Source organism: Bartonella sp. AA74HLJMH, from assembly GCF_042197045.1.
Lineage (GTDB): Bacteria > Pseudomonadota > Alphaproteobacteria > Rhizobiales > Rhizobiaceae > Bartonella.
The window spans coordinates 109,406-129,307 of the sequence record NZ_JBHIRJ010000004.1 but is presented as its reverse complement, the minus strand read 5'-3'; the positions used below and the strand labels follow the sequence as shown (position 1 = coordinate 129,307).

At 37.4% G+C, this 19,902-nt stretch carries 18 protein-coding genes; 14 read left to right on the top strand and 4 right to left on the bottom strand.

Going from position 1 to position 19,902, the window contains the following annotated elements:
• Positions 1-76 precede the first annotated feature (76 nt).
• Genes ACFINH_RS04165 through ACFINH_RS04150 form a run of 4 tightly spaced genes read left to right on the top strand, consistent with a single transcriptional unit; the run spans position 77 to position 3,687 of the window.
• Positions 77-1,153, top strand: a complete 1,077-nt coding sequence (locus ACFINH_RS04165; RefSeq protein WP_375611928.1) for a branched-chain amino acid ABC transporter permease — start codon at positions 77-79, stop codon at positions 1,151-1,153.
• The gene (locus ACFINH_RS04160) at positions 1,153-2,211 is read left to right on the top strand and encodes a branched-chain amino acid ABC transporter permease (protein ID WP_375632218.1); all 1,059 of its coding nucleotides are present in this window, start codon (positions 1,153-1,155) and stop codon (positions 2,209-2,211) included. Before ACFINH_RS04165 ends, ACFINH_RS04160 begins: the two co-directional genes overlap by 1 nt.
• Positions 2,208-2,990, top strand: coding sequence for an ABC transporter ATP-binding protein (locus ACFINH_RS04155; protein WP_375611930.1), 783 nt, complete (start codon positions 2,208-2,210; stop codon positions 2,988-2,990). Before ACFINH_RS04160 ends, ACFINH_RS04155 begins: the two co-directional genes overlap by 4 nt.
• The gene (locus ACFINH_RS04150) at positions 2,977-3,687 is read left to right on the top strand and encodes an ABC transporter ATP-binding protein (protein WP_273791026.1); all 711 of its coding nucleotides are present in this window, start codon (positions 2,977-2,979) and stop codon (positions 3,685-3,687) included. Before ACFINH_RS04155 ends, ACFINH_RS04150 begins: the two co-directional genes overlap by 14 nt.
• 94 nt (positions 3,688-3,781) lie before the next feature.
• Here ACFINH_RS04150 and gatA read toward each other — a convergent pair whose 3' ends face one another.
• Entirely contained in the window at positions 3,782-5,266 is a 1,485-nt protein-coding gene (gene gatA, locus ACFINH_RS04145) for an Asp-tRNA(Asn)/Glu-tRNA(Gln) amidotransferase subunit GatA (protein WP_375611931.1), read from the bottom strand.
• A gap of 31 nt (positions 5,267-5,297) precedes the next feature.
• Positions 5,298-5,585 (bottom strand): Asp-tRNA(Asn)/Glu-tRNA(Gln) amidotransferase subunit GatC, encoded by a 288-nt coding sequence (gatC, locus tag ACFINH_RS04140; protein WP_375606898.1) that lies wholly within the window; start codon positions 5,583-5,585, stop codon positions 5,298-5,300.
• 148 nt (positions 5,586-5,733) lie between these two features.
• On the opposite strand from gatC, the gene ruvX reads away from it, so the two are divergent.
• Positions 5,734-6,213: a Holliday junction resolvase RuvX gene (gene ruvX, locus ACFINH_RS04135; RefSeq protein WP_375611932.1), complete on the top strand. Its 480-nt coding sequence runs from the start codon at positions 5,734-5,736 to the stop codon at positions 6,211-6,213.
• Here ruvX and ACFINH_RS04130 read toward each other — a convergent pair.
• Positions 6,198-7,817: an acyl-CoA dehydrogenase family protein gene (locus ACFINH_RS04130; protein WP_375632217.1), complete on the bottom strand. Its 1,620-nt coding sequence runs from the start codon at positions 7,815-7,817 to the stop codon at positions 6,198-6,200. The genes ruvX and ACFINH_RS04130 overlap by 16 nt on opposite strands.
• A gap of 125 nt (positions 7,818-7,942) precedes the next feature.
• Here ACFINH_RS04130 and ACFINH_RS04125 point away from each other — a divergent pair, with 125 nt between their 5' ends.
• Genes ACFINH_RS04125 through dprA form a run of 4 tightly spaced genes read left to right on the top strand, consistent with a single transcriptional unit; the run spans position 7,943 to position 12,039 of the window.
• On the top strand, positions 7,943-8,908 hold the full coding sequence (locus tag ACFINH_RS04125; RefSeq protein WP_375632216.1) for an aspartate carbamoyltransferase catalytic subunit: 966 nt from the start codon (positions 7,943-7,945) through the stop codon (positions 8,906-8,908).
• Positions 8,905-10,206, top strand: a complete 1,302-nt coding sequence (locus ACFINH_RS04120; protein ID WP_375632215.1) for a dihydroorotase — start codon at positions 8,905-8,907, stop codon at positions 10,204-10,206. The genes ACFINH_RS04125 and ACFINH_RS04120 overlap by 4 nt, the downstream gene beginning before the upstream one ends.
• Positions 10,207-10,217: 11 nt before the next feature.
• Complete coding sequence (gene plsY, locus ACFINH_RS04115; protein ID WP_375613412.1) at positions 10,218-10,850, top strand: glycerol-3-phosphate 1-O-acyltransferase PlsY; 633 nt, start codon at positions 10,218-10,220, stop codon at positions 10,848-10,850.
• On the top strand, positions 10,807-12,039 hold the full coding sequence (gene dprA, locus ACFINH_RS04110) for a DNA-processing protein DprA (RefSeq protein WP_375632214.1): 1,233 nt from the start codon (positions 10,807-10,809) through the stop codon (positions 12,037-12,039). Before plsY ends, dprA begins: the two co-directional genes overlap by 44 nt.
• Here dprA and ACFINH_RS04105 read toward each other — a convergent pair.
• Positions 11,969-12,175 carry a hypothetical protein gene (locus ACFINH_RS04105; RefSeq protein ID WP_005773510.1) on the bottom strand — a complete coding sequence of 69 codons (207 nt, stop codon included), beginning with the start codon at positions 12,173-12,175 and terminating at the stop codon, positions 11,969-11,971. The two genes, dprA and ACFINH_RS04105, sit on opposite strands and share 71 nt — an antisense overlap.
• Positions 12,176-12,439: 264 nt before the next feature.
• On the opposite strand from ACFINH_RS04105, the gene topA reads away from it, so the two are divergent.
• The 5 genes from topA to ACFINH_RS04080 all read left to right on the top strand — a co-directional run bounded on the left by topA (position 12,440) and on the right by ACFINH_RS04080 (position 19,893).
• Positions 12,440-15,013: a type I DNA topoisomerase gene (topA, locus tag ACFINH_RS04100; RefSeq protein WP_375632213.1), complete on the top strand. Its 2,574-nt coding sequence runs from the start codon at positions 12,440-12,442 to the stop codon at positions 15,011-15,013.
• A gap of 3 nt (positions 15,014-15,016) precedes the next feature.
• Positions 15,017-17,293: a ribonuclease R gene (gene rnr, locus ACFINH_RS04095; RefSeq protein ID WP_375632212.1), complete on the top strand. Its 2,277-nt coding sequence runs from the start codon at positions 15,017-15,019 to the stop codon at positions 17,291-17,293.
• A 276-nt stretch (positions 17,294-17,569) separates the two neighbouring features.
• Positions 17,570-18,742 (top strand): MFS transporter, encoded by a 1,173-nt coding sequence (locus ACFINH_RS04090; RefSeq protein ID WP_375632211.1) that lies wholly within the window; start codon positions 17,570-17,572, stop codon positions 18,740-18,742.
• A gap of 103 nt (positions 18,743-18,845) precedes the next feature.
• Positions 18,846-19,013 carry a 50S ribosomal protein L33 gene (rpmG, locus tag ACFINH_RS04085; protein WP_004864083.1) on the top strand — a complete coding sequence of 56 codons (168 nt, stop codon included), beginning with the start codon at positions 18,846-18,848 and terminating at the stop codon, positions 19,011-19,013.
• A gap of 316 nt (positions 19,014-19,329) precedes the next feature.
• Positions 19,330-19,893, top strand: a complete 564-nt coding sequence (locus tag ACFINH_RS04080; protein WP_375632210.1) for a thermonuclease family protein — start codon at positions 19,330-19,332, stop codon at positions 19,891-19,893.
• The last annotated feature ends 9 nt before the right edge of the window (positions 19,894-19,902 follow it).

Below are 19,902 nucleotides of genomic sequence, written 5' to 3'. Positions count from 1 at the left end.
TGAGGATTTTTTTCTCAACCAAATTTAGAAATTTCTTATTGTCCTATGTAAATTAACAAATGTGGAAGGATGAGAGATGAGCACTGAAATGTTCATCCAGTACTTTTTTAATGCACTGGCATTGGGATCTCTTTATGGGCTTATTGCTATTGGCTACACCATGGTCTACGGTATACTGAGACTCATTAATTTTGCTCACGGTGATATCTTTATGCTGGGAGCATATTTTGTTTTCTTTTCCACAATTGGCTTTATGCCTGCTTGGGCAGCTTTTCTTCTTTTGTTCCTTGCTGCTCTTGTTTATTATTCGGTCTTTATAGGCTTTAAAAGGCGTCCTCCAATTTATTGGATTGCTGCTTTTTTAATTCTTGCGCTAGGATTTGTTTATTATTTTAAAATTTCCCCGCAAGACTTTACACCGATTTGGGTTTTAGCTCTTTGTTTTTCCATTTTTATTACAAGTGCTGTGGGTGTTGCTGTTGATCAATTTGCTTATAAACCTCTACGCCATGCTCCGCGTATTTCGGCACTTATCGGTGCAATTGGTGTTTCTTTTTTTATTGAAAATCTTGCTACTGTACTCTTTAGTGGTGTTCCGAAAGGTGTACAACAGCCAGACTTTCTTGTAACACCATTTTTATGGCATCTAGGATCAGGAGCAGATGGTATCATCAGAATTGCTCCCATGTCTCTGATCGTTCCCTTTGTGTCATTAATTCTTATTTTATTACTGTTATGGATTATCCATAAAACAAAACCGGGTCTTGCTATGCGCGCAATCTCCCATGATATTGAAACAACACGTTTGATGGGTGTGTCTGTCAATAAAGTTATTGCGTTTACATTTGGAATAGGCTCAGCTCTTGCCGCCATAGCTGGCATTATGTGGTCTTTACGTTATCCTCAAATTCAGCCTTATATGGGTGTTCTTCCTGGTCTCAAAGCATTTATCGCTGCTGTTATCGGAGGTATTGGTTCGATACCAGGTGCAATGTTGGGAGGATTATTATTAGGGTTTATTGAAATTATGATTATCGCATTTTTCCCCGCGCTATCTGGATATCGAGATGCCTTCGCTTTCATTTTATTGATTCTGATTCTATTGATATTGCCCACAGGATTAATGGGTAAAAGAAATCAGGAGAAAATCTAATGGCAAAGTCAGCGACAACTGTTTTATCGTGTATAAGTGTTTTAGTTCTCATAGGTTTTTTATTTTATGCTGATAGCCATTTTAATGACTATACGCTTCGTATCATCAATCTGATTGCTATTAATGCGATATTGGCAATTTCGCTTAATTTGATTTACGGTTTCACAGGTATGTTTTCTCTTGGACATGCTGGATTTATGGCTATTGGTGCTTATGTTTGCGCAATTTTACTTCTTTCCCCTGAACAAAAAGAAATGATGTGGATTCTTGAGCCTATTGCTGAACCATTATATCATTTGCAGTTACCTTTTTTTATCGCTGTTGTTGTAAGTGGTTTGTGTGCTGCTGTTGTAGGTTTATTAATTGCTTTACCAATATTGCGTCTTGGTGGCGATTATCTTGGAATTGCAACATTAGGTTTTGCGGAAATTATTCGCATTGTCATTACGAACGCAACATCGCTCACAAATGGCTCTTTGGGAATCAAAGGAATACCTCAAAATGCAACATTATGGTGGAACTATGGTTGGCTAGCAATTACAGTTCTCTTTATTGTCCTCTTACTGCAAAGTAATACTGGTAACGTATTACGTGCTATTCGTGATGATGAAATAGCTGCGAAAACTATGGGAATTAATGCTTTTTTCTACCGTAGTTTTTCCTTTACTGTTGGAGCATTTTTTGCAGGTATAGGTGGCGCATTAATGGCGGCTCTTATTTCAACCATTGATCCAAAAATGTTTAATTTTCTTCTGACTTTTAATATTTTAATGATTGTTGTTGCTGGTGGTCTCGGTTCAATTACAGGGAGCATTATTGGCAGCATTATTATTACAGTCATGCTTGAATGGCTTCGTATTATTGAAAGTCCATTTGACTTAGGTTTTATACATATTCCAGAAACCCCAGGGCTTCGTATGGTTGTTTTTTCTCTTTTATTGCTGGTAATTATCTTGTTTTGGAGAAAAGGGTTAATGGGACAACGAGAATTTTCATGGAATGGAATTTATAGCTTTTTGACACGCAAAAAGCTTTCTAATACTGAGGGAAAGCTATGAACGACAATATCCTTTCACTCAATAATATTGTAATGCGTTTTGGCGGATTAGTTGCTGTAAATAATGTTAATATGGCAATTAAACGAGGAAGTATTACTGGATTAATTGGTCCCAATGGTGCTGGAAAAACAACAGTTTTCAATATGATTTCTGGATTTTATGCTCCTACAAGCGGCATCATTCTTTTTGATGAGAAAAAAATTTCTGGAGCGTCTCCTTATATTATCTGTAGAAGCCATATTGCCAGAACATTTCAAAATATTCGTCTTTTCTCAGGGTTAACGGTTTTGCAGAATGTTATGGTAGGAGCGCATGTTCGACAAAAATATCCTTGGTTTTCTTCAGCTCTCTTTTTTTCAAAAGCAATAAAAGAAAAGAAGGAAGTTTATAAAAATTCCTTGGAGCTCCTTGAACAGCTACAACTTGATCATCTTGCCAATCAATCGGCAACAGCTTTACCTTATGGTGTGCAACGACGTCTAGAAATTGCACGTGCGTTAGCCACAAAGCCCAAATTGCTTCTTCTTGATGAACCTGTTGCTGGCATGAATCCACAAGAAAGTGAAGATCTTAGAAAATTCATAGCAAAAGTGCAAAAAGACTTTGATCTTACAATTCTTCTTATTGAGCACGATATGAAAGTGGTTATGGGGCTTTGCCAACATATTTTGGTTATGGAATATGGCTGTTGCATTGCCAGTGGTACACCAGATGAAATTCGTAATAACCCTAAAGTTATTGAAGCTTATCTTGGCGGAGATGTTTATGGATATTCTTAAAATAAAAAATCTTTACGTTCATTATGGCGCCATTAAAGCTGTCCAAAATCTTTCTATGTCCATAAAGCGGGGCAGTATTGTCACTTTAATTGGAGCCAATGGTGCAGGAAAAAGCAGTATTGTACGTTCTATTACAGGGCTTAATCGCTCTGTTTATGGAGAAATTACCTATAATGGCAAATCTATTATTAAAAAATCACCAGAAGAGATTTTGCGATTAGGGATTGCTCTAAGCCCTGAAGGACGACGTATCATGCCCCATCTCACTGTTTTAGAGAATCTTCATCTAGGCGCTTATATTCGTCACGATAAGCAGGGAATTTCCCGTGATATTGAATGGATATTTGACCTTTTTCCGCGCCTACGTGAAAGAGCAAAACAGTTGGGAGGAACAATGTCAGGTGGTGAACAACAGATGGTTGCTGTGGGCCGTGCACTCATGAGCAATCCTGATATGGTCATATTAGATGAACCCTCGTTGGGGTTAGCACCACTTCTCGTTCGAGAAATTTTTTCGATTATTCGAAAAATTAATGATATGGGGAAAACTGTTCTTCTTATTGAACAAAATGCATTTGCTGCACTTTCCATAGCTGACTATGCTTATATTTTAGAGGTAGGACATATTTTATTTCACGGTGAAGGAAAAACTATGCTCTCTGATTCGCGTGTTAAAGAAGCCTATCTTGGTGGGTAAGACTACGAATTAAGGAAATAGAGCTCATCCCTCCACCATTTAAAAGAGCATTTCTCATTAAGGATGAGAAATGCTCCTTTGTGAATTTTGACTATTACATCCACCATTTTTCTGCACTGAATATTCCTGCTTCTTGTTCAATAATGTGCGCTATCTGAAAAATGACTTCTTCAGAAAAAGGTTTACCAATCAATTGCAATCCTAGAGGTAAACCATTTGATGACAGACCAGCAGGAACAGAAATTCCTGGTAATCCAGCCATATTAACTGGTACAGTAAAAATATCATTAAGATACATTGCTACAGCATCATTTTTTATTTTTTCATCAGCAATACCAAAAGCAGATGTTGGTGTTGCTGGTGTCAAAATAGCATCAATGCCTGAAGCAAAACATTGATCAAAATCACGTTTTACGAGTGTTCTTACTTTTTGAGCTCTTAAATAACAGGCATCATAATAACCTGATGAAAGAACATAAGTCCCAACCAAAATGCGCCGTTTGACTTCATCACCAAAACCAACAGAACGCGTATTTTCATACATCTCAATGATGTCTTTCCCAGGCATGCGCAAACCAAAACGCACACCATCATAACGCGCTAAATTAGAAGAGGCTTCTGCAGGAGCTATAATGTAATAAGAAGGTAGAGCATATTTTGTATGGGGCAAAGAAATATCTTTAATCTCAGCACCTGCTTCTTTTAACCAATTTATTCCTTTTTGCCAAAGCTCAATAATTTCTGGAGACATTCCATCCACATGATATTCTTTTGGAATACCGATTTTCATTCCTTTGATTGATTGACCAAGATAACTTTCATAATCAGGAACTGGTAAATTGACGGAAGTAGAATCTTTTTCATCAAAAGAGGCCATTGATCTGAGTAAGATAGCACAATCACGAACATCTCTAGCAACAGGTCCAGCTTGATCAAGAGATGAAGCAAACGCGACAACGCCCCATCGCGAACAACGTCCATAAGTTGGCTTTATTCCCACAGTTCCAGTAAAAGCTGCTGGTTGACGTATTGAGCCACCTGTATCGGTTGCAGTTGCACCAGCACAAATTTGTGCAGCAACAGCGGCTGCGGATCCCCCCGAAGAACCACCGGGTACGAGTTTTTCATTTGAGCCTTTTTTTCTCCATGGACTAATAACGGGACCATAATATGATGTTTCGTTGGATGAGCCCATAGCAAACTCATCCATATTAAGTTTTCCTAACATCACAGCACCATCTTGCCATAAATTAGCCGTGACAGTTGATTCATAGTGCGGTTTAAAACCATCAAGGATATTTGAACAGGCTTGAGTATGAACACCATAGGTTGCAAAAAGATCTTTAATCCCCAAGGGAATTCCTTCCAAAAGCCCTCCCTGCCCTTTCGCTAAGCGACTGTCTGATTCAGCAGCCATTTTCATTGCCTGTTCTGCTGTTATTGTTACATAAGCATTCAAAGTTGGATTCGCCAACTCTATTGCTTGTAAATAAGCTTCCGTTAATTCTGTTGCTTTGAGATTTTTCTTTGTTAGAGCATCACGAGCTTGCGCAATTGTGAGAGTTGTTAAATCAGTCATATTGGTTCTCAAATTTCAAAAATATAAAAAGTTACTCAACAATTTTTGAGACAAGAAAAAAATTTTCTTCTGTAACAGGGGCATTGGCTACAATATCTGCTGCTTTATCGCCATCTGTAACACTATCTTCACGCATTCGTAGAGTCATCGGCATCACAGATGTTAATGGCTCAACTCCACTGACATCAACTTCATTCAATTGCTCTACAAAACCTAAAATAGCATTGAATTTTTTTGTCACAGGTTCTATCTCATCATCGTGGAGGGCAATCCTTGCTAAATGTGCTATCCGCTTGACTGTCTCTTGATCAACAGACATACTCTTTACGCCTTTCTGCTTTTTTGTTTATTTATTTGATCTTTATTCTGGCTATACAAGGCTGCACTTGTAAGTGCAAGAATATTAGATAACATGAATAAAGAATATAACTATAGATCTGAAACATTAAAAAACGTATTATACCTTTATGACTGTTATTAATATAGATGAAGTTATAAAACATCTTTTGCCTAGACAAACAATAGCAGGCTTAGATTTAGGGACAAAAACTATCGGAATTGCGATTTCTGATATGGGGCTGACTGTCTCAAATCCGCGTCCTGTACTACAGCGAAAAAAATTTACAGAAGATGCTTACACACTTATTAAAATTTTTGACCGTGAAAATGTAGGCGTTATTATCATTGGCTTACCTCTTAACATGAATGGAAGCAGTGGCTCTCGTGTTCAAGCAACCAGAGCTTTTGTGAGCAATATGAAAGCTTATACAAAAATTCCATTTGTTTTTTGGGACGAACGTTTATCAACAATTGCTGCGGAACGGTCTCTTTTAGAAATGAATGTATCGCGCGCTAAAAGAGCAAGCCGTATTGATTCGGCAGCCGCCGCTTTTATATTGCAAGGTGCTCTCAATAGAATTCAAAACTTTCATCATATGGAAGGATAGAGAACATTGAGCAAATGCCCTGCATTATATCGTGCAATGAGCATCCCGTAAGAAGATCTCCATTGTCCCCCAAGGCGGCTTTCCATATAGGCATTCGCAACATGTTCTATGTCTGTAGAACGTAATGCTGCTGCTGCTGCTGCATAAGCTACTTGTTCAACAAAAAATCTTCCTGCACCTTCATTTGCTGATGCCATATCACCTGCTGACTTAATAATTTCAATTGCTCGGGGTCCCGCTGGTCCAATATCAAGAGCAATTTTTTCCAACAATTTCTGAAACAATCCCGGTGCTTTTTCAGCAATAAGAATGGCATCCTTTACCAATTGATTAGCAGAACTATTTCTCACAATTCGCGCAGGCCCATTATGCAACATTTGTGATAATGGATTATTCTCTATAAAACTTTCAATACCAAGTTGTGCAATAATTTCACCAACAATAGGCACAACCAATTGACTTACATGATAAGCAATAATAGGTGTCATAATGCGGGCAAAAGCCGCTTCAGAACGGTCATTTGCTGCATTGTCAAATGCTCTCGCTAAACGCAAAACCAATGCTTGTGAGGCAGCTATATCTAATGCAATATCTGCAAAAATACGTTCTGTCAGTGGAGGTAACGGCTGATTGGGCATTTTTTTCCGGAAAAAATCCATACCAAATTGAAGAGCCGCTCGTAAAACACCTGCCGATATGACAGATTGATCGAAACGCATCATCGTCTCGATATCTTTAATAACTTTAAGCCCTTCTCCAGCATTTCCCAAAAGCCAGCCATAACTGCCTTGGAAGTCGACAACCCCCTCTGGTGTTAAAAGTTCTCCAGATCGCTGAATTAAATGACGAATCGATATAGATCCATTTAATGCGCCATTTTCTTGTATGCGTGGAATAAAAAAACAACTTAAATGACCATCTAAATCTGCACTAACAAGATATCCGTCAGCGGTAGGATTAATAACGTTGGTTTTTACAACATTTAAACGATATAGATCACGTTCCATACTTTCATCGAAAGAAATTTTCTTAACACTTGGAAAATTGAAAGCGTATTTTTCAATATCGTCAAATGCACAAGTTAGAGAAGCAGCCTTTTTATGATGAATAGGCTTTGATGAGGAATCATATTGGCGTGATAAAAGTACATTTTGCCATTTTTTGAAGAGCTCAATATCACTAATTAAAACAGCAATAGCTGCACTCGTTATGATAACTTCATTCAAATGTCCTGTTTCTAAACCAGCAGATAAAGCTAAACGAATCGCACGCGCTTGATAGCGTACTCCATTTTCTGAGCTCGTATTTTCCCAAAGCGAGGTAACCAAACCTGCTTGTCTAGAATATTGTTGAAGAGCTTGATAGGAAGAATGGATCTCTAATCTTTCTGTTGGTTGGCCCCATTCATCATTATAGCATAGTAAAGGCTTATAATGATTCGCTAAGCAAGAAAGTTTCCATGCTTCTCGACTCGCGGCAAAATCCCCTATTTCTTCAAAACTTGCTAACAAAAACTTAGGCAAAGTAGAAGCAATACGAAACATAAGCGTATCGCTAAGAAATGTATTTTTTCGACGAGTATTTTGCGCAGATACAGCACTCATAGGTATATTCCTACATTCAAATCATTCATATCATAGACTATTTGTCTTTTTAGAGTTAAGAAACATTTATCATATTCAAACAAATGCTTGTTTAACCTGTTTAGAGAGAGATAAAGAAGAATGCTATGATGCAAGATAATTTTTTCCCACTTTTCCCTCATCAACATCTTTTAGCTATTAAAGATCTGAGTGTACAAGATCTTAATACATTGCTTGATCGTGCAGAAGCAAATATTATCCTTTCTAACAAAATTGATAAAATAAAATCTACTTTGCATGGACGGACTCAAATTAATCTCTTTTTTGAAGCCTCTACGCGAACACAATCTTCTTTTGAATTAGCGGGTAAAAGGCTAGGTGCACACGTGATGAGTCTTGCGATCGGCAACTCATCTGTAAAAAAAGGAGAAACATTACTTGATACAGCTATAACTCTCAATGCGATGAAGCCAGATATACTGGTTTTTCGCCATAACAGTGCAGGAGCGGCAGCTTTATTAGCACAAAAAGTTGATTGTTGTGTTATTAATGCAGGTGATGGTGCTCATGAACATCCAACCCAAGCTTTATTAGATGCTCTAACCATTAAAAGGGCAAAAGGTCGTATTGAAGGATTAACTGTTGCGATTTGCGGAGATATCTTACACTCACGTGTTGCCCGTTCCAATATCCTGTGTCTCAATGCTTTGGGTGCTCGTGTTCGTGCTGTTGCTCCCTCAACACTCTTACCCGCAGAAATCGCTCATATGAGTGTTGAGGTTTTTAACACGATGAAAGAAGGTCTTAAAAATGCTGACGTTATCATGATGTTGCGCTTACAGCATGAACGGATGACAGGCTCTTTTATTCCCTCTACGCGTGAATATTTCCATTATTTTGGCTTACATAAAGAAAATTTAGCCTATGCCAAAAATGATTCTATTATTCTGCATCCTGGCCCATTAAACCGTGGTGTAGAGATTGCATCCGACATAGCAGATGGACCACAAAGTATGATTCATACACAAGTAGAAATGGGAATTGCAGTGCGTATGGCTGTCATGGAGGCTTTATTAGATTCACGCGCAAAGATCAGTGGAGAAAAAAAATGATAAAACCAATTGTTTTTCAAAATGCTCGTATTATTGATCCTTCGCGCGCAATCGATGAAATTGGTACAGTTATTGTTGAAAATGGACGAATTATAGCCGCTGGAAAAGAAGCTCTGAATCAGGGGTTTCCTGAAGAAGCAGAAGTTATTAACGCACAAAACAAAGCAATTCTCCCTGGACTTGTTGATGCGCGCGTTTTTGTTGGAGAATTAGGGAATGAACATTGTGAAACAATTACATCAGCAAGTTACGCGGCCGCAGCAGGTGGTATTACTTCCTTTCTTATGATGCCAAACACGCATCCAGTTATTGATAATGTAGCACTCGTTAAATTTATTACGCATACAGCACAGGAAATGTCATTGGTCAATATTTATCCCGTTGCTTCAATCACACAAGGTTTCAACGGACAAGAAATAACCGAATTTGGTTTGCTCAAAGATGCTGGAGCCGTTGCCTTTAGTGAAGGAAAAAAAACACTTCAAAATTCATCTGTTATACGGCGTGCAATGACTTATGCACGTGATTTTGATGTTCCATTGATGCATGAAACGCAAGATAAAGATCTTACAGGGCAAGGTGTGATGAATGAAGGACTGCTTGCCAGTTGGCTTGGTCTTTCTGGCATCCCTCGCGAAGCAGAAGTTATCCCACTTGAAAGAGATCTACGTTTAGCAGCATTAACGCAAACACGCTATCATGCCGCTCAAATATCGACAGCACTCTCTGCTGATGCACTTCGTTTAGGTAAAAAACGCAGTGAGAAAATTTCAGCGGGTGTATCTATTAATCATTTATCTTTCAATGAAAATGACATTGGACAATATCGCACTTCTTTTCGCTTAATGCCCCCATTGCGTACAGAAGAAGACCGTGTAGCAATGATTGAAGCAATAAAGGATGGGATTATAGATGTTATTGTCTCTTCTCATGATCCTCAGAGTATCGACACAAAACATTTACCATTTAATGACGCGGCAATTGGCGCTATTGGTATGGAGACCTTATTGAGCGCAGCCTTACGTCTTTATCATAATGAGAGCCTATCTCTTCTACGGATAACGGAACTTTTGTCAACGGCGCCTGCAAAGCTCTTTGGACTCAATGCAGGAACACTCAAAAAAGGGGCTCATGCAGACCTTATTGTGGTTGATCTTGAAGAACCATGGGTTGTTTCGAAAGAGAAGCTCTATTCACGTTCAAAAAATACCCCTTTTGAGAATGCACGTTTTCAAGGACGCGTGCTCCAGACCTTTGTGAAAGGGAAAAACGTTTTTAAACTTGATCAACAAATTTAATGAGATTCTTAATGAATGAAGCAGAAATATTTTTTCAATCCACTCCATGGTTTATTTTCCTCATATCTTATCTCATTGGCTCGATTCCATTTGGGCTTCTTTTTACGAAATTGTTCAAAATTGGTGATATAAGAACAATCGGTTCCGGCAATATTGGAGCAACAAATGTTTTACGAACAGGAAATAAAAAGCTTGCTGCTCTAACACTTCTTTGTGATATGTTGAAAGGAACTATCGTTGTTTTCGTTATAAAGTTTTTTAGTGATCCGCTAGACAATAGTATCCTTGTTTCTCTAGCAGGCTTTTTTGTTTTCTTAGGACATCTTTTCCCCGTATGGCTTAAATTTAAAGGTGGCAAAGGTGTTGCTACCTATCTAGGAGTCTGCTTAGGAATCTATTGGCCTGCAGCAATTATTTTTATTATTGTATGGAGTGCGATTTTTCTCCTCATGCGTTATTCTTCATTATCTGCGCTTATTGCTGTTACGATCACACCGATATTTGTTTTTTATTTTTCCGCTTCTTATTTCTATTGTATGCTGATTGTGATGAGCGTATTTGTGTTTATAAAACATTCTGCAAATATCGGTAGATTATTAATTGGGGAAGAAAGTAAGATTGGTACGCAACACGGAGATAAATAAAGGAATCCTGCTTACTGATCATCAACGTCTAAGCTGGTTACGGTTATTGCGCAGTGAAAATATTGGAGCTGTTAGTTTTCGCAATCTCATTGATCATTATAAAACAGCAGAAAATGCTCTGGCAGCACTGCCAGAGCTTAGTAGAAAAGGTGGTGGTTCTGTATCTATTAAAATAGCAAGCTTAGAAGATGCAGAAAAAGAAATGCAAGAAGCTGAAAGATTAGGTGTCCGGTTTATCGGTATGGGAGAACCAGATTATCCAGCATTTCTTAAGGTTACAGAAGCCCCTCCGCCGCTTATTGCTATCAAAGGTAATGTTTCAATTTTTCAAAAAACTTCTATTGGAATTATAGGTTCTCGAAATGCTTCAGCTGCGGGAAAAAAGCTTACAGCTCAATTTGCGCGTTTTCTCGGAGAAGCAGACTTTGTAACAATTTCTGGGCTCGCTCGTGGAATTGATAGCGTTGCGCATCAAGCAAGTTTAAAAACAGGAACTGTTGCAGTCATGGCGGGAGGAATTGATCATATCTATCCTCCTGAAAATAAAAAGTTGCATGAAGATATTATTGCCAACGGTGGAGCCATCATCAGCGAAATGCCCATTTCTTGGAAGCCGCGTGCTATCGATTTTCCAAGAAGAAACCGTATTATTGCAGCTCTATCACTTGGTCTCTTGGTTGTAGAGGCAGCCCTGCGCTCAGGGTCCTTAATTACCGCACGTCAAGCAGCTGAAATGGGACGGCTAATTTTTGCCATTCCCGGTTCTCCACTTGATCCAAGATCTGTTGGTACAAACAATCTTATCAAAGACGGTGCTCTACTCACCACACATCCTTCTGACATTATAGAAACACTTACGCCATTAATTTCACCGCTTCCAAATTCGCAACTCAATTTTTTTGAGGAACCATCCTCCTTACAACTTGAAAAGGAGAATTTTAATTTAGCAGATGAAAAAAACAGCGATCTCTCTTTAGCAGATGATGATGCAGCACGTGCAGCAGTTCTCTCCGCTCTTTCAACAACGCCAATCGATTTAGACACACTCAGTATCCATTCAGGTGTTTCACTCCCAGCTCTCTACCTCTTGTTGGTAGAACTCGACCTTGCTGGAAAGCTTATTCGACACTCTGGTGGTTGTGTGTCATTGTCGAATCTTGATCTTCCCCAAGAGCTTCAGCACTATTAATAATGCTTTGCCCTTCTTTGGCAACCATATCCAAAAGCAATGCTAAAAGCGGACTGTGCGCCTGACGTGCCATCTGATTCATTTGCTTTGACATGTCTGTAATATATTGGATAACTTTTAAATGATTTATAAACATAATCCTCTATCCTTGAGCATTTCCCCTCCTACCTCTCAATAGACGTTATCTTAGTATTTCGCCGTATGTTTTTGTAATAACAGTGGAAAATAAATCGTGTAATTCTATATAGGGTGTACTCTAATAATGACAATCATAAGTTGTACAATATTCATGTTTTTTATATGGCTAATATTTTTTTATGTGCTCTTAAGCAATTGGCATTAGCTATTCGCGTAAAAGGCGTTTATAAAAAAATTTTTATTTCAATATTTGGGTAAAATTATGAATATCGTTATCGTTGAATCTCCAGCAAAAGCAAAAACAATTAATAAATATCTTGGGTCTCAATACAAAGTTGTCGCATCATTTGGACATGTTCGTGATTTGCCTGCAAAAGATGGTTCTGTTTTACCGGATCAAGATTTTTCTATGAAATGGGATATAGATTCTGCTGCCGCTAAACGTTTAAATGAAATAGCAAAAGCCGTTAAAGAAGCTGATAGCCTTATATTAGCAACAGACCCTGATCGTGAAGGGGAAGCTATTTCATGGCATATTCTGGATGTTCTTCGTCAAAAAAAAGTTTTAAAAGATAAACCTATTAAAAGAGTTGTCTTCAATGCCATCACCAAAAAGTCTGTGCTTGATGCTATGAATAATCCACGTGATATTGATACATCCCTTGTCGATGCTTATCTTGCACGTCGTGCTCTCGATTATCTCGTTGGTTTTACACTTTCACCTGTTTTATGGCGTAAACTCCCTGGTGCGCGTTCAGCAGGACGCGTTCAATCGGTTGCTTTGCGTATTATTTGTGATCGTGAATCAGAAATAGAACATTTTATCAAAGAAGATTATTGGTCCATTACAACACAGTTAAAAACCATCCGAAATGATAGTTTCCAAGCAAGATTGACAATGTTTAATCAAAGAAAAATAGGCAAGCTTGATATTCAATCTCAAGAACAAGCAGACCAAATTCGCTTTATGCTGGAGAAAGCGCAATATCATACACTCAGTGTTGAAGCAAAACCTACAAAGAGAAATCCTTTTCCTCCATTTACGACCTCTACACTACAACAAGCAGCTTCTTCAAAACTAGGTTTTTCAGCTTCTCGCACTATGCAAATTGCCCAAAAGCTTTATGAAGGCATTGAAATTAATGGTGAAACGGCAGGGCTTATTACTTATATGCGTACCGATGGTGTGCAGATAGCACCAGAGGCTATTGATTCAGCACGAAAAGTTATTCATGAAACTTTCGGAAAAGACTATATTCCTGAAAAGCCACGTTTTTATTCAACAAAGGCAAAAAATGCACAGGAAGCACATGAAGCGATCCGCCCAACAGATTTTCAACGCAATCCTAGTCAAGTCCGTAATTTTCTCGATAGCGATCAAGCAAAGCTCTATGATCTGATATGGAAGCGTGCCATTGCCAGCCAAATGCGCTCTGCTGAAATTGAACGTACAACTGTTGAAATTGAAGCACAGACAGGAGAAAACTGTGCAAATCTACGGGCAACAGGATCTGTTATTCGCTTTGATGGCTTTATTTCCGTCTACACGGATCAACGAGACGAAGAAAATAATGAAGAAAATGAAACAACACGTTTACCACAAATAAACACTGGTGAAGCACTTACAAAAGAAAAAGTTGAATCTGTACAACATACCACAGAACCCCCTTCTCGTTATTCTGAAGCTTCATTAATTAAAAAGCTTGAGGAGTTAGGAATTGGTCGTCCTTCAACTTATGCATCCACATTAGCAACATTGTGTGACCGTGGATATATTGTCATTGATAAACGAAAGCTTATTCCCGATGCCAAGGGACGTATTGTTACAGCCTTTCTTGAAAATTTTTTTAATCGCTATGTAGAATATGGTTTCACAGCAGATCTTGAAGAAAAGCTGGATCTTATCTCTGATGGCAAACTTTCTTGGAAAGACGTATTGCGAGATTTTTGGGATGGATTTAATGCATCTATTAGCAATATCCAAGAACTCCGTATAACCAATGTTCTTGATGCTTTAAATGTAACATTAGCACCTCTCGCCTTTCCTGAACGCGAAGATGGAAGTGATGTGCGTTCCTGTCCTCTTTGTAAAAATGGTCAATTATCATTAAAACTTGGGCGTTATGGTGCTTTTGTTGGCTGTTCCAATTATCCCGAATGTAAATACACACACCAACTTGGTACAGATACTGGAGAAGAGAATGAAGCTGTACGCAATGATGAACCTGTTATACTTGGTATTGACCCTGAAACAGGAAAAGAGATCTCTCTTCGTAATGGCCGGTTTGGTCCCTATATTCAACTTGGTGAAAGCAAAGAAGTTAAGCGTGCAGGATTACCAAAAGAATGGCAGGCAGAAAATGTAACCCTTGATAAAGCCTTGGCTTTACTATCCCTTCCCCGTGAAATTGGCATTCATCCTGAAACCGGAAAAACAATCACGGCTACGATTGGACGATATGGTCCCTATCTTAGCCATAATGGAAAATCTGCGCGCCTTCTTCATGCAGATGAAGTTTTTGATATTGGTATCAATCGTGCTATTACAGTATTAGCAGAACAACAAGAAAACAAAACCAGGCAAAGCAGAACAACACCTGAAGCATTGGCAACATTAGGAGAGCATCCCGAAGGAGGAACCATTACCGTGCGCAACGGGCGTTATGGTCCTTATGTCAATTGGGGTAAAATTAATGCAACATTGCCAAAAGATAAAGATCCCATTAGTGTAACACTTCCAGAGGCACTAGAACTTATATCGGCTAAAGCATCGAGTAAAAAAACAACTTCAAAAAGAGCTTCTTCTAAAACAAAAGCAAAAATAAAAGAGACATAAATTTTGGCTAAAGGTGAAAAAAACATAAAATATCTCTCTTCATTCAAGGGGAAAACTTTTCCCAATAAGGAAGCAATCCTTTCCTTTATAATTGAGAATCCTAACCACTCAAGTAAACGAGAAATCGCTAAAGCTTTTAACTTAAAAGGCGATTCTCGTATCTGGCTTAGAGATATGTTACGTGAGTTAAAGGATCAAAATCTCATATCTAAACACCACAAAAGAGCAATAAACAAAGGAAAATTACCCCCTGTTTCTTTAGTAAAAATTAGCGGACGTGATAAAGATGGAAGTTTTATTGCACAACCTCTTGAATGGGAAGATTCTCCAAAGCCCAATATTGAAATACACTCTTTTCATCACATAACAGGAAGTAATATTGGTGTTGGAGATCATATTCTTGTAAAAGTTTTTCGAAATAAAAATTCTGAAAGCTCAAGCCATCCTTATACGGGACGAATTATTCGTAAAATTGATGTATCTCCCAAAAGCGCATTTGCTATTGTACGAAAATTGGAAAATAATCAATGGCGCCTTGATCCTATAGACCGCAAAACCAATGAACTCATTGTTGAAATGTCTCCAGAAATGAAGATTCAAATTGGTGATCTCGTTGAAGTCGAAATAAAAAAAAATACTGGTTACGGATTAAAGAGCGCAAAAATAAAGAATGTTTTAGGGCACATTAAGAGTGAGAAAACACTCTCAATGATAGCGCTTCTTTCGAAAGGAATTCCTTATATTTTTCCTGAAAGTGTTCTTGAGCAAGCCAAACATATCAAAGCTGCCAATATGGATAATCGTGAAGATTGGCGACAATTACCCTTTATTACAATTGATCCACCAGATGCAAAAGACCATGATGATGCAGTTTATGCAACCAAGGATAAGGATCCAGCAAATAATGATGGTTGGATTATTATTGTAGCCATTGCAGATGTTTCTTATTATATCAAAACAGGAAGTGCTTTAGATAAAGAAGCATTGAAACGTGGAAATTCTGTTTATTTTCCCGATACCGTTGTGCCAATGTTACCTGAACGCCTTTCTCATGATTTATGTTCTCTGCGTGAAGGAAAAGAAAGACCAGCTTTAGCCGTTCGTATGATTTTTGATGCAAACGGTAATAAACGAAAACATAGTTTTCATCGTACTATGATTCGTGTAAGAGCCAAACTTTCTTATCAAGAAGTACAATTGGCAATTGAAGGTAATATAAATGAAAAAATAACCCCTCTTTTTGAGAGCATTTTGCACCCCTTATGGGAAGCCTATGCATGCCTTAAAGCTGCGCGAAATCGTCGCCAACCACTAGAATTAGAAATTGCAGAAAAAAAGATTATTCTTGATCAAAATGGATGCATAAAAGATGTTGTGAGTGAAACACAATTAGAAGCGCATCGTTTAATTGAAGAGTTTATGATACAAGCTAATATTGCAGCTTCTGAAACATTAAAACAACATCACCAGCCGCTCATTTATCGTATTCATGAAAAACCTTCTCTTGCTAAGCAAGAAATACTTCGGAGCTTTCTTCAAAGTTTGGGGATACCACTCTCCCGCGGAAGCGAACTTACCTCAGCGCGCCTTAATAGAATTTTAGAAAATGTCGCTCATACTCAACAACAAGAACTAGTCAATCAAGTTATTTTGCGTTCACAATCACAAGCAGAGTACAACCCTAAAAATAGTGGCCATTTTGGTTTAAATTTGCAGAACTATACACATTTTACATCACCAATCCGTCGTTATGCTGATCTCATTATTCATCGAGCACTCATTAAAGCTCTCAAATTAGGAAATGATCAATTAACAGATACACAAGAACAAAATCTTGCAGAAATTGCTACGCAAGTTTCTTTATACGAACGCCGTGCAATGATGGCTGAAAGAGAAACGATTGATCGGCTTGTTGCTCACTATTTAACGAATAAAATCGGTCGTATTTTTACAGGTCGCATTTCCGGAGTTACAAAAGCAGGTCTTTTTATCTCACTTGATAAACTCAATACAGATGGTTTTGTCCATATTTCTACACTTAAAAATGATTATTATCATTTTGATGAAGCACAACATGTTCTTGTAGGACAGCGTAGCCATAAAGGCTATCAGCTCAGTGATGTTGTAGAAGTAAAACTTATAACGGTACAACCTTTTGCTGGCGCTTTATGCTTTGAACTGTTAACAAAACCTCGTCCAATAAAATTTTCACCGACATCCTACCATAAAAACAAATTAAAAAAACAAAAGTATACTTTTTATGGGAAAAGAAAAAATTAAGCTTCTTGCCCTCCATTAAATATAATTTGAATAATAAATTCAATTTAAGAAATGGCTTATATTATATAATATTTATATTATTTTATATGTACAATCTTCTTTCTTTAGTATACAAGAGGATAAATTTTATTGTTAAGTCTATAATAACCATATAAAAATCTTGCAGTTTTTTATACTTAGGAAATAAGAGAAACTGCAAAGGATAGTTTTGGCTCCCTTTCATTTCAGCTCATCTTTTCATTGTTTAAATAAACAAGAGTACCTTAAGCCATTCTCATGAAAAAAAAACCTTTTGACTCTCAAAATAATTCTTTGCGTGCAATTATTGCCGCTATTGCAACCATTGGCACTGTTGGAACAGCATTGGCAATGGGAACACAACTTGTCTCTCTTCTTATGGCAGAGAAAGGACTTTCCAACAGTACAATCGGCTATAGTGGAACAGTTGGTGGAATCGCCACAATTATTGCAGCTATTTTTACGTCTCGAATTGCCTTATGCTTAGGAATCGCTCAAACAATATTGCTTATGATGGCGATAGGATCTTTAAGTTTTTTAGGATTCTATTTTTTTGATCCCATATGGGTTTGGTTTATTTTAAAGTTTATATTACATTTCAGCATGACAGTTATGTTTATCCTGTCAGAGTTTTGGATCAACAGTTATGCTCCTCCCAAAAAACGCGGTTTTATCCTTTCTATTTATGCTATTGTCTTAGGATTAGGGTTTATAATAGGTCTAACGCTGCTAGCAAAAGTGGGAACACAAGGATTTATTCCTTTTGCTGTTGGATATAGCCTTATTATACTTGCTACTATACCAATTCTTACCGCTTGGAAATTAAGTCCAGAATTTCAAAAAAATCAATATATGCCATTTTTTCGTTATTTTTTTCACGTTCCAAGTGCAATGATGGCGGTCCTTGTTTATGGGGCCATTCAAATGGGCGTATTAACTCTTATAATACCCTTTAGTTTATCCATTGGTTATAATGAGAATGAAGCAGCACATTTTATGGCAACCCTTGCACTTGGGAATATTTTCCTCTTAATTCCTATCAGCATTATAAGCGACTACGCCAAAGATCGACGCTACCCGCTGATGAGTTGCGCTATTTTAGGTTTTATAGGAACTTTTATAGTACCATGGATTCTTCAATATCCATGGATTCTGATGCTTGATTTGTTTTTTCTGGGTGGTGTATCAGCGAGCCTTTATACAATTAGTCTTGCACATTTAGGAGCCCGTCTCAAGGGGCAAGAGCTTGCTGCTGCTAATTCTGCTTTTATTTTTTGTTATGGAATTGGTATGCTCATCGGACCGACCTTTATCGGAAAATCCATGGATATCTTTAAACCCTTTGGTTTTTCAATAGCCATGGCTGTTTTTTTCGGTTTATATGTCATTTTCGTGTTTGTCCAACTTATGAGAAAATTAATCAGCTCTTGACTTTTTTGAGAACATCCGTAGTGTTGCGGGAAAATCTGATGATGTCGGAAATAAGTTTTGACAGCAATAATATTTTTTTCAGTATAAATAGGGTACTTACATTATGGCTAAAGCAGCAACCATTAAGATCAAGCTTTTATCAACTGCAGATACTGGTTTTTTCTATGTAACAAAGAAAAACAGCCGTACAATGACAGATAAAATGAGCAAGCGTAAATATGATCCAGTTGTAAAAAAGCACGTTGAATTTAAAGAAACAAAAATTAAATAAATAAAATTATTATTAAATTGATAGATTTTATACTCCAAAAGAAATGTGGAAGTATTGCTCTTCAAAGTTATTTTTTGAGGTGTGTTTTTTTATTTCCTTAAGTTTAAAAAGTTTACTTTAAACTTTGTATGTTTTGTACGGATTTGGATAAGTTGATTTATTATTTAAGTTGCTTACATATATTCTGTATGAGTATTTGATTATTGTGATATCTAATGAAAATTTTGTCATTAAAACGAAACATTGTTTCGTCATATGAATAAAGTTTCTCGATACTAAAATAGAGTTATAATAATGTTAGCAGTTTCTTTATTTCATGAAAAAATCTTTTTCTCATTTTAATCTAAGAAGCTTTAATCTAAAAGTTATCGGTTTCAGTATTTTTGTCGCTGCTAGCATTCTTATCATTATGTCAACTTATTTTAAGAAAACTCAGCTGTTGCCTCAAAAAGAAAAATTTCCTTCTCAAAACACTGTTGAAGGAAATGCATTAATCATTGATGGCGATACCATTATGATTTCTTCAATTAAGATTCGACTAGCTGGAATTGATGCTCCTGAACTCCACCAATTTTGTGGAAAAAAAGAAGCTCGCTACCCTTGTGGGCTTGAGGCAAAGAAATATTTAGAAAAACTATTAAAAAATCAAACTGTTACATGTCACTGGCAAAAAACAGATAAATATCGCCGTATTCTTGCAACATGTAAAACAAAACAAGTTAGCAATATCAACGCAATACTTGTACATAATGGTTGGGCTGTAAATTATTATGAATACCCCAAAGAAGAGCAAGAAGCTAGAAAGAAAAAGAAAGGAATATGGGCATCAAGTTTTCAACGACCAAAAGAATGGCGCAAAGCAAATCCTCGCACAGAATAAAAAAATATT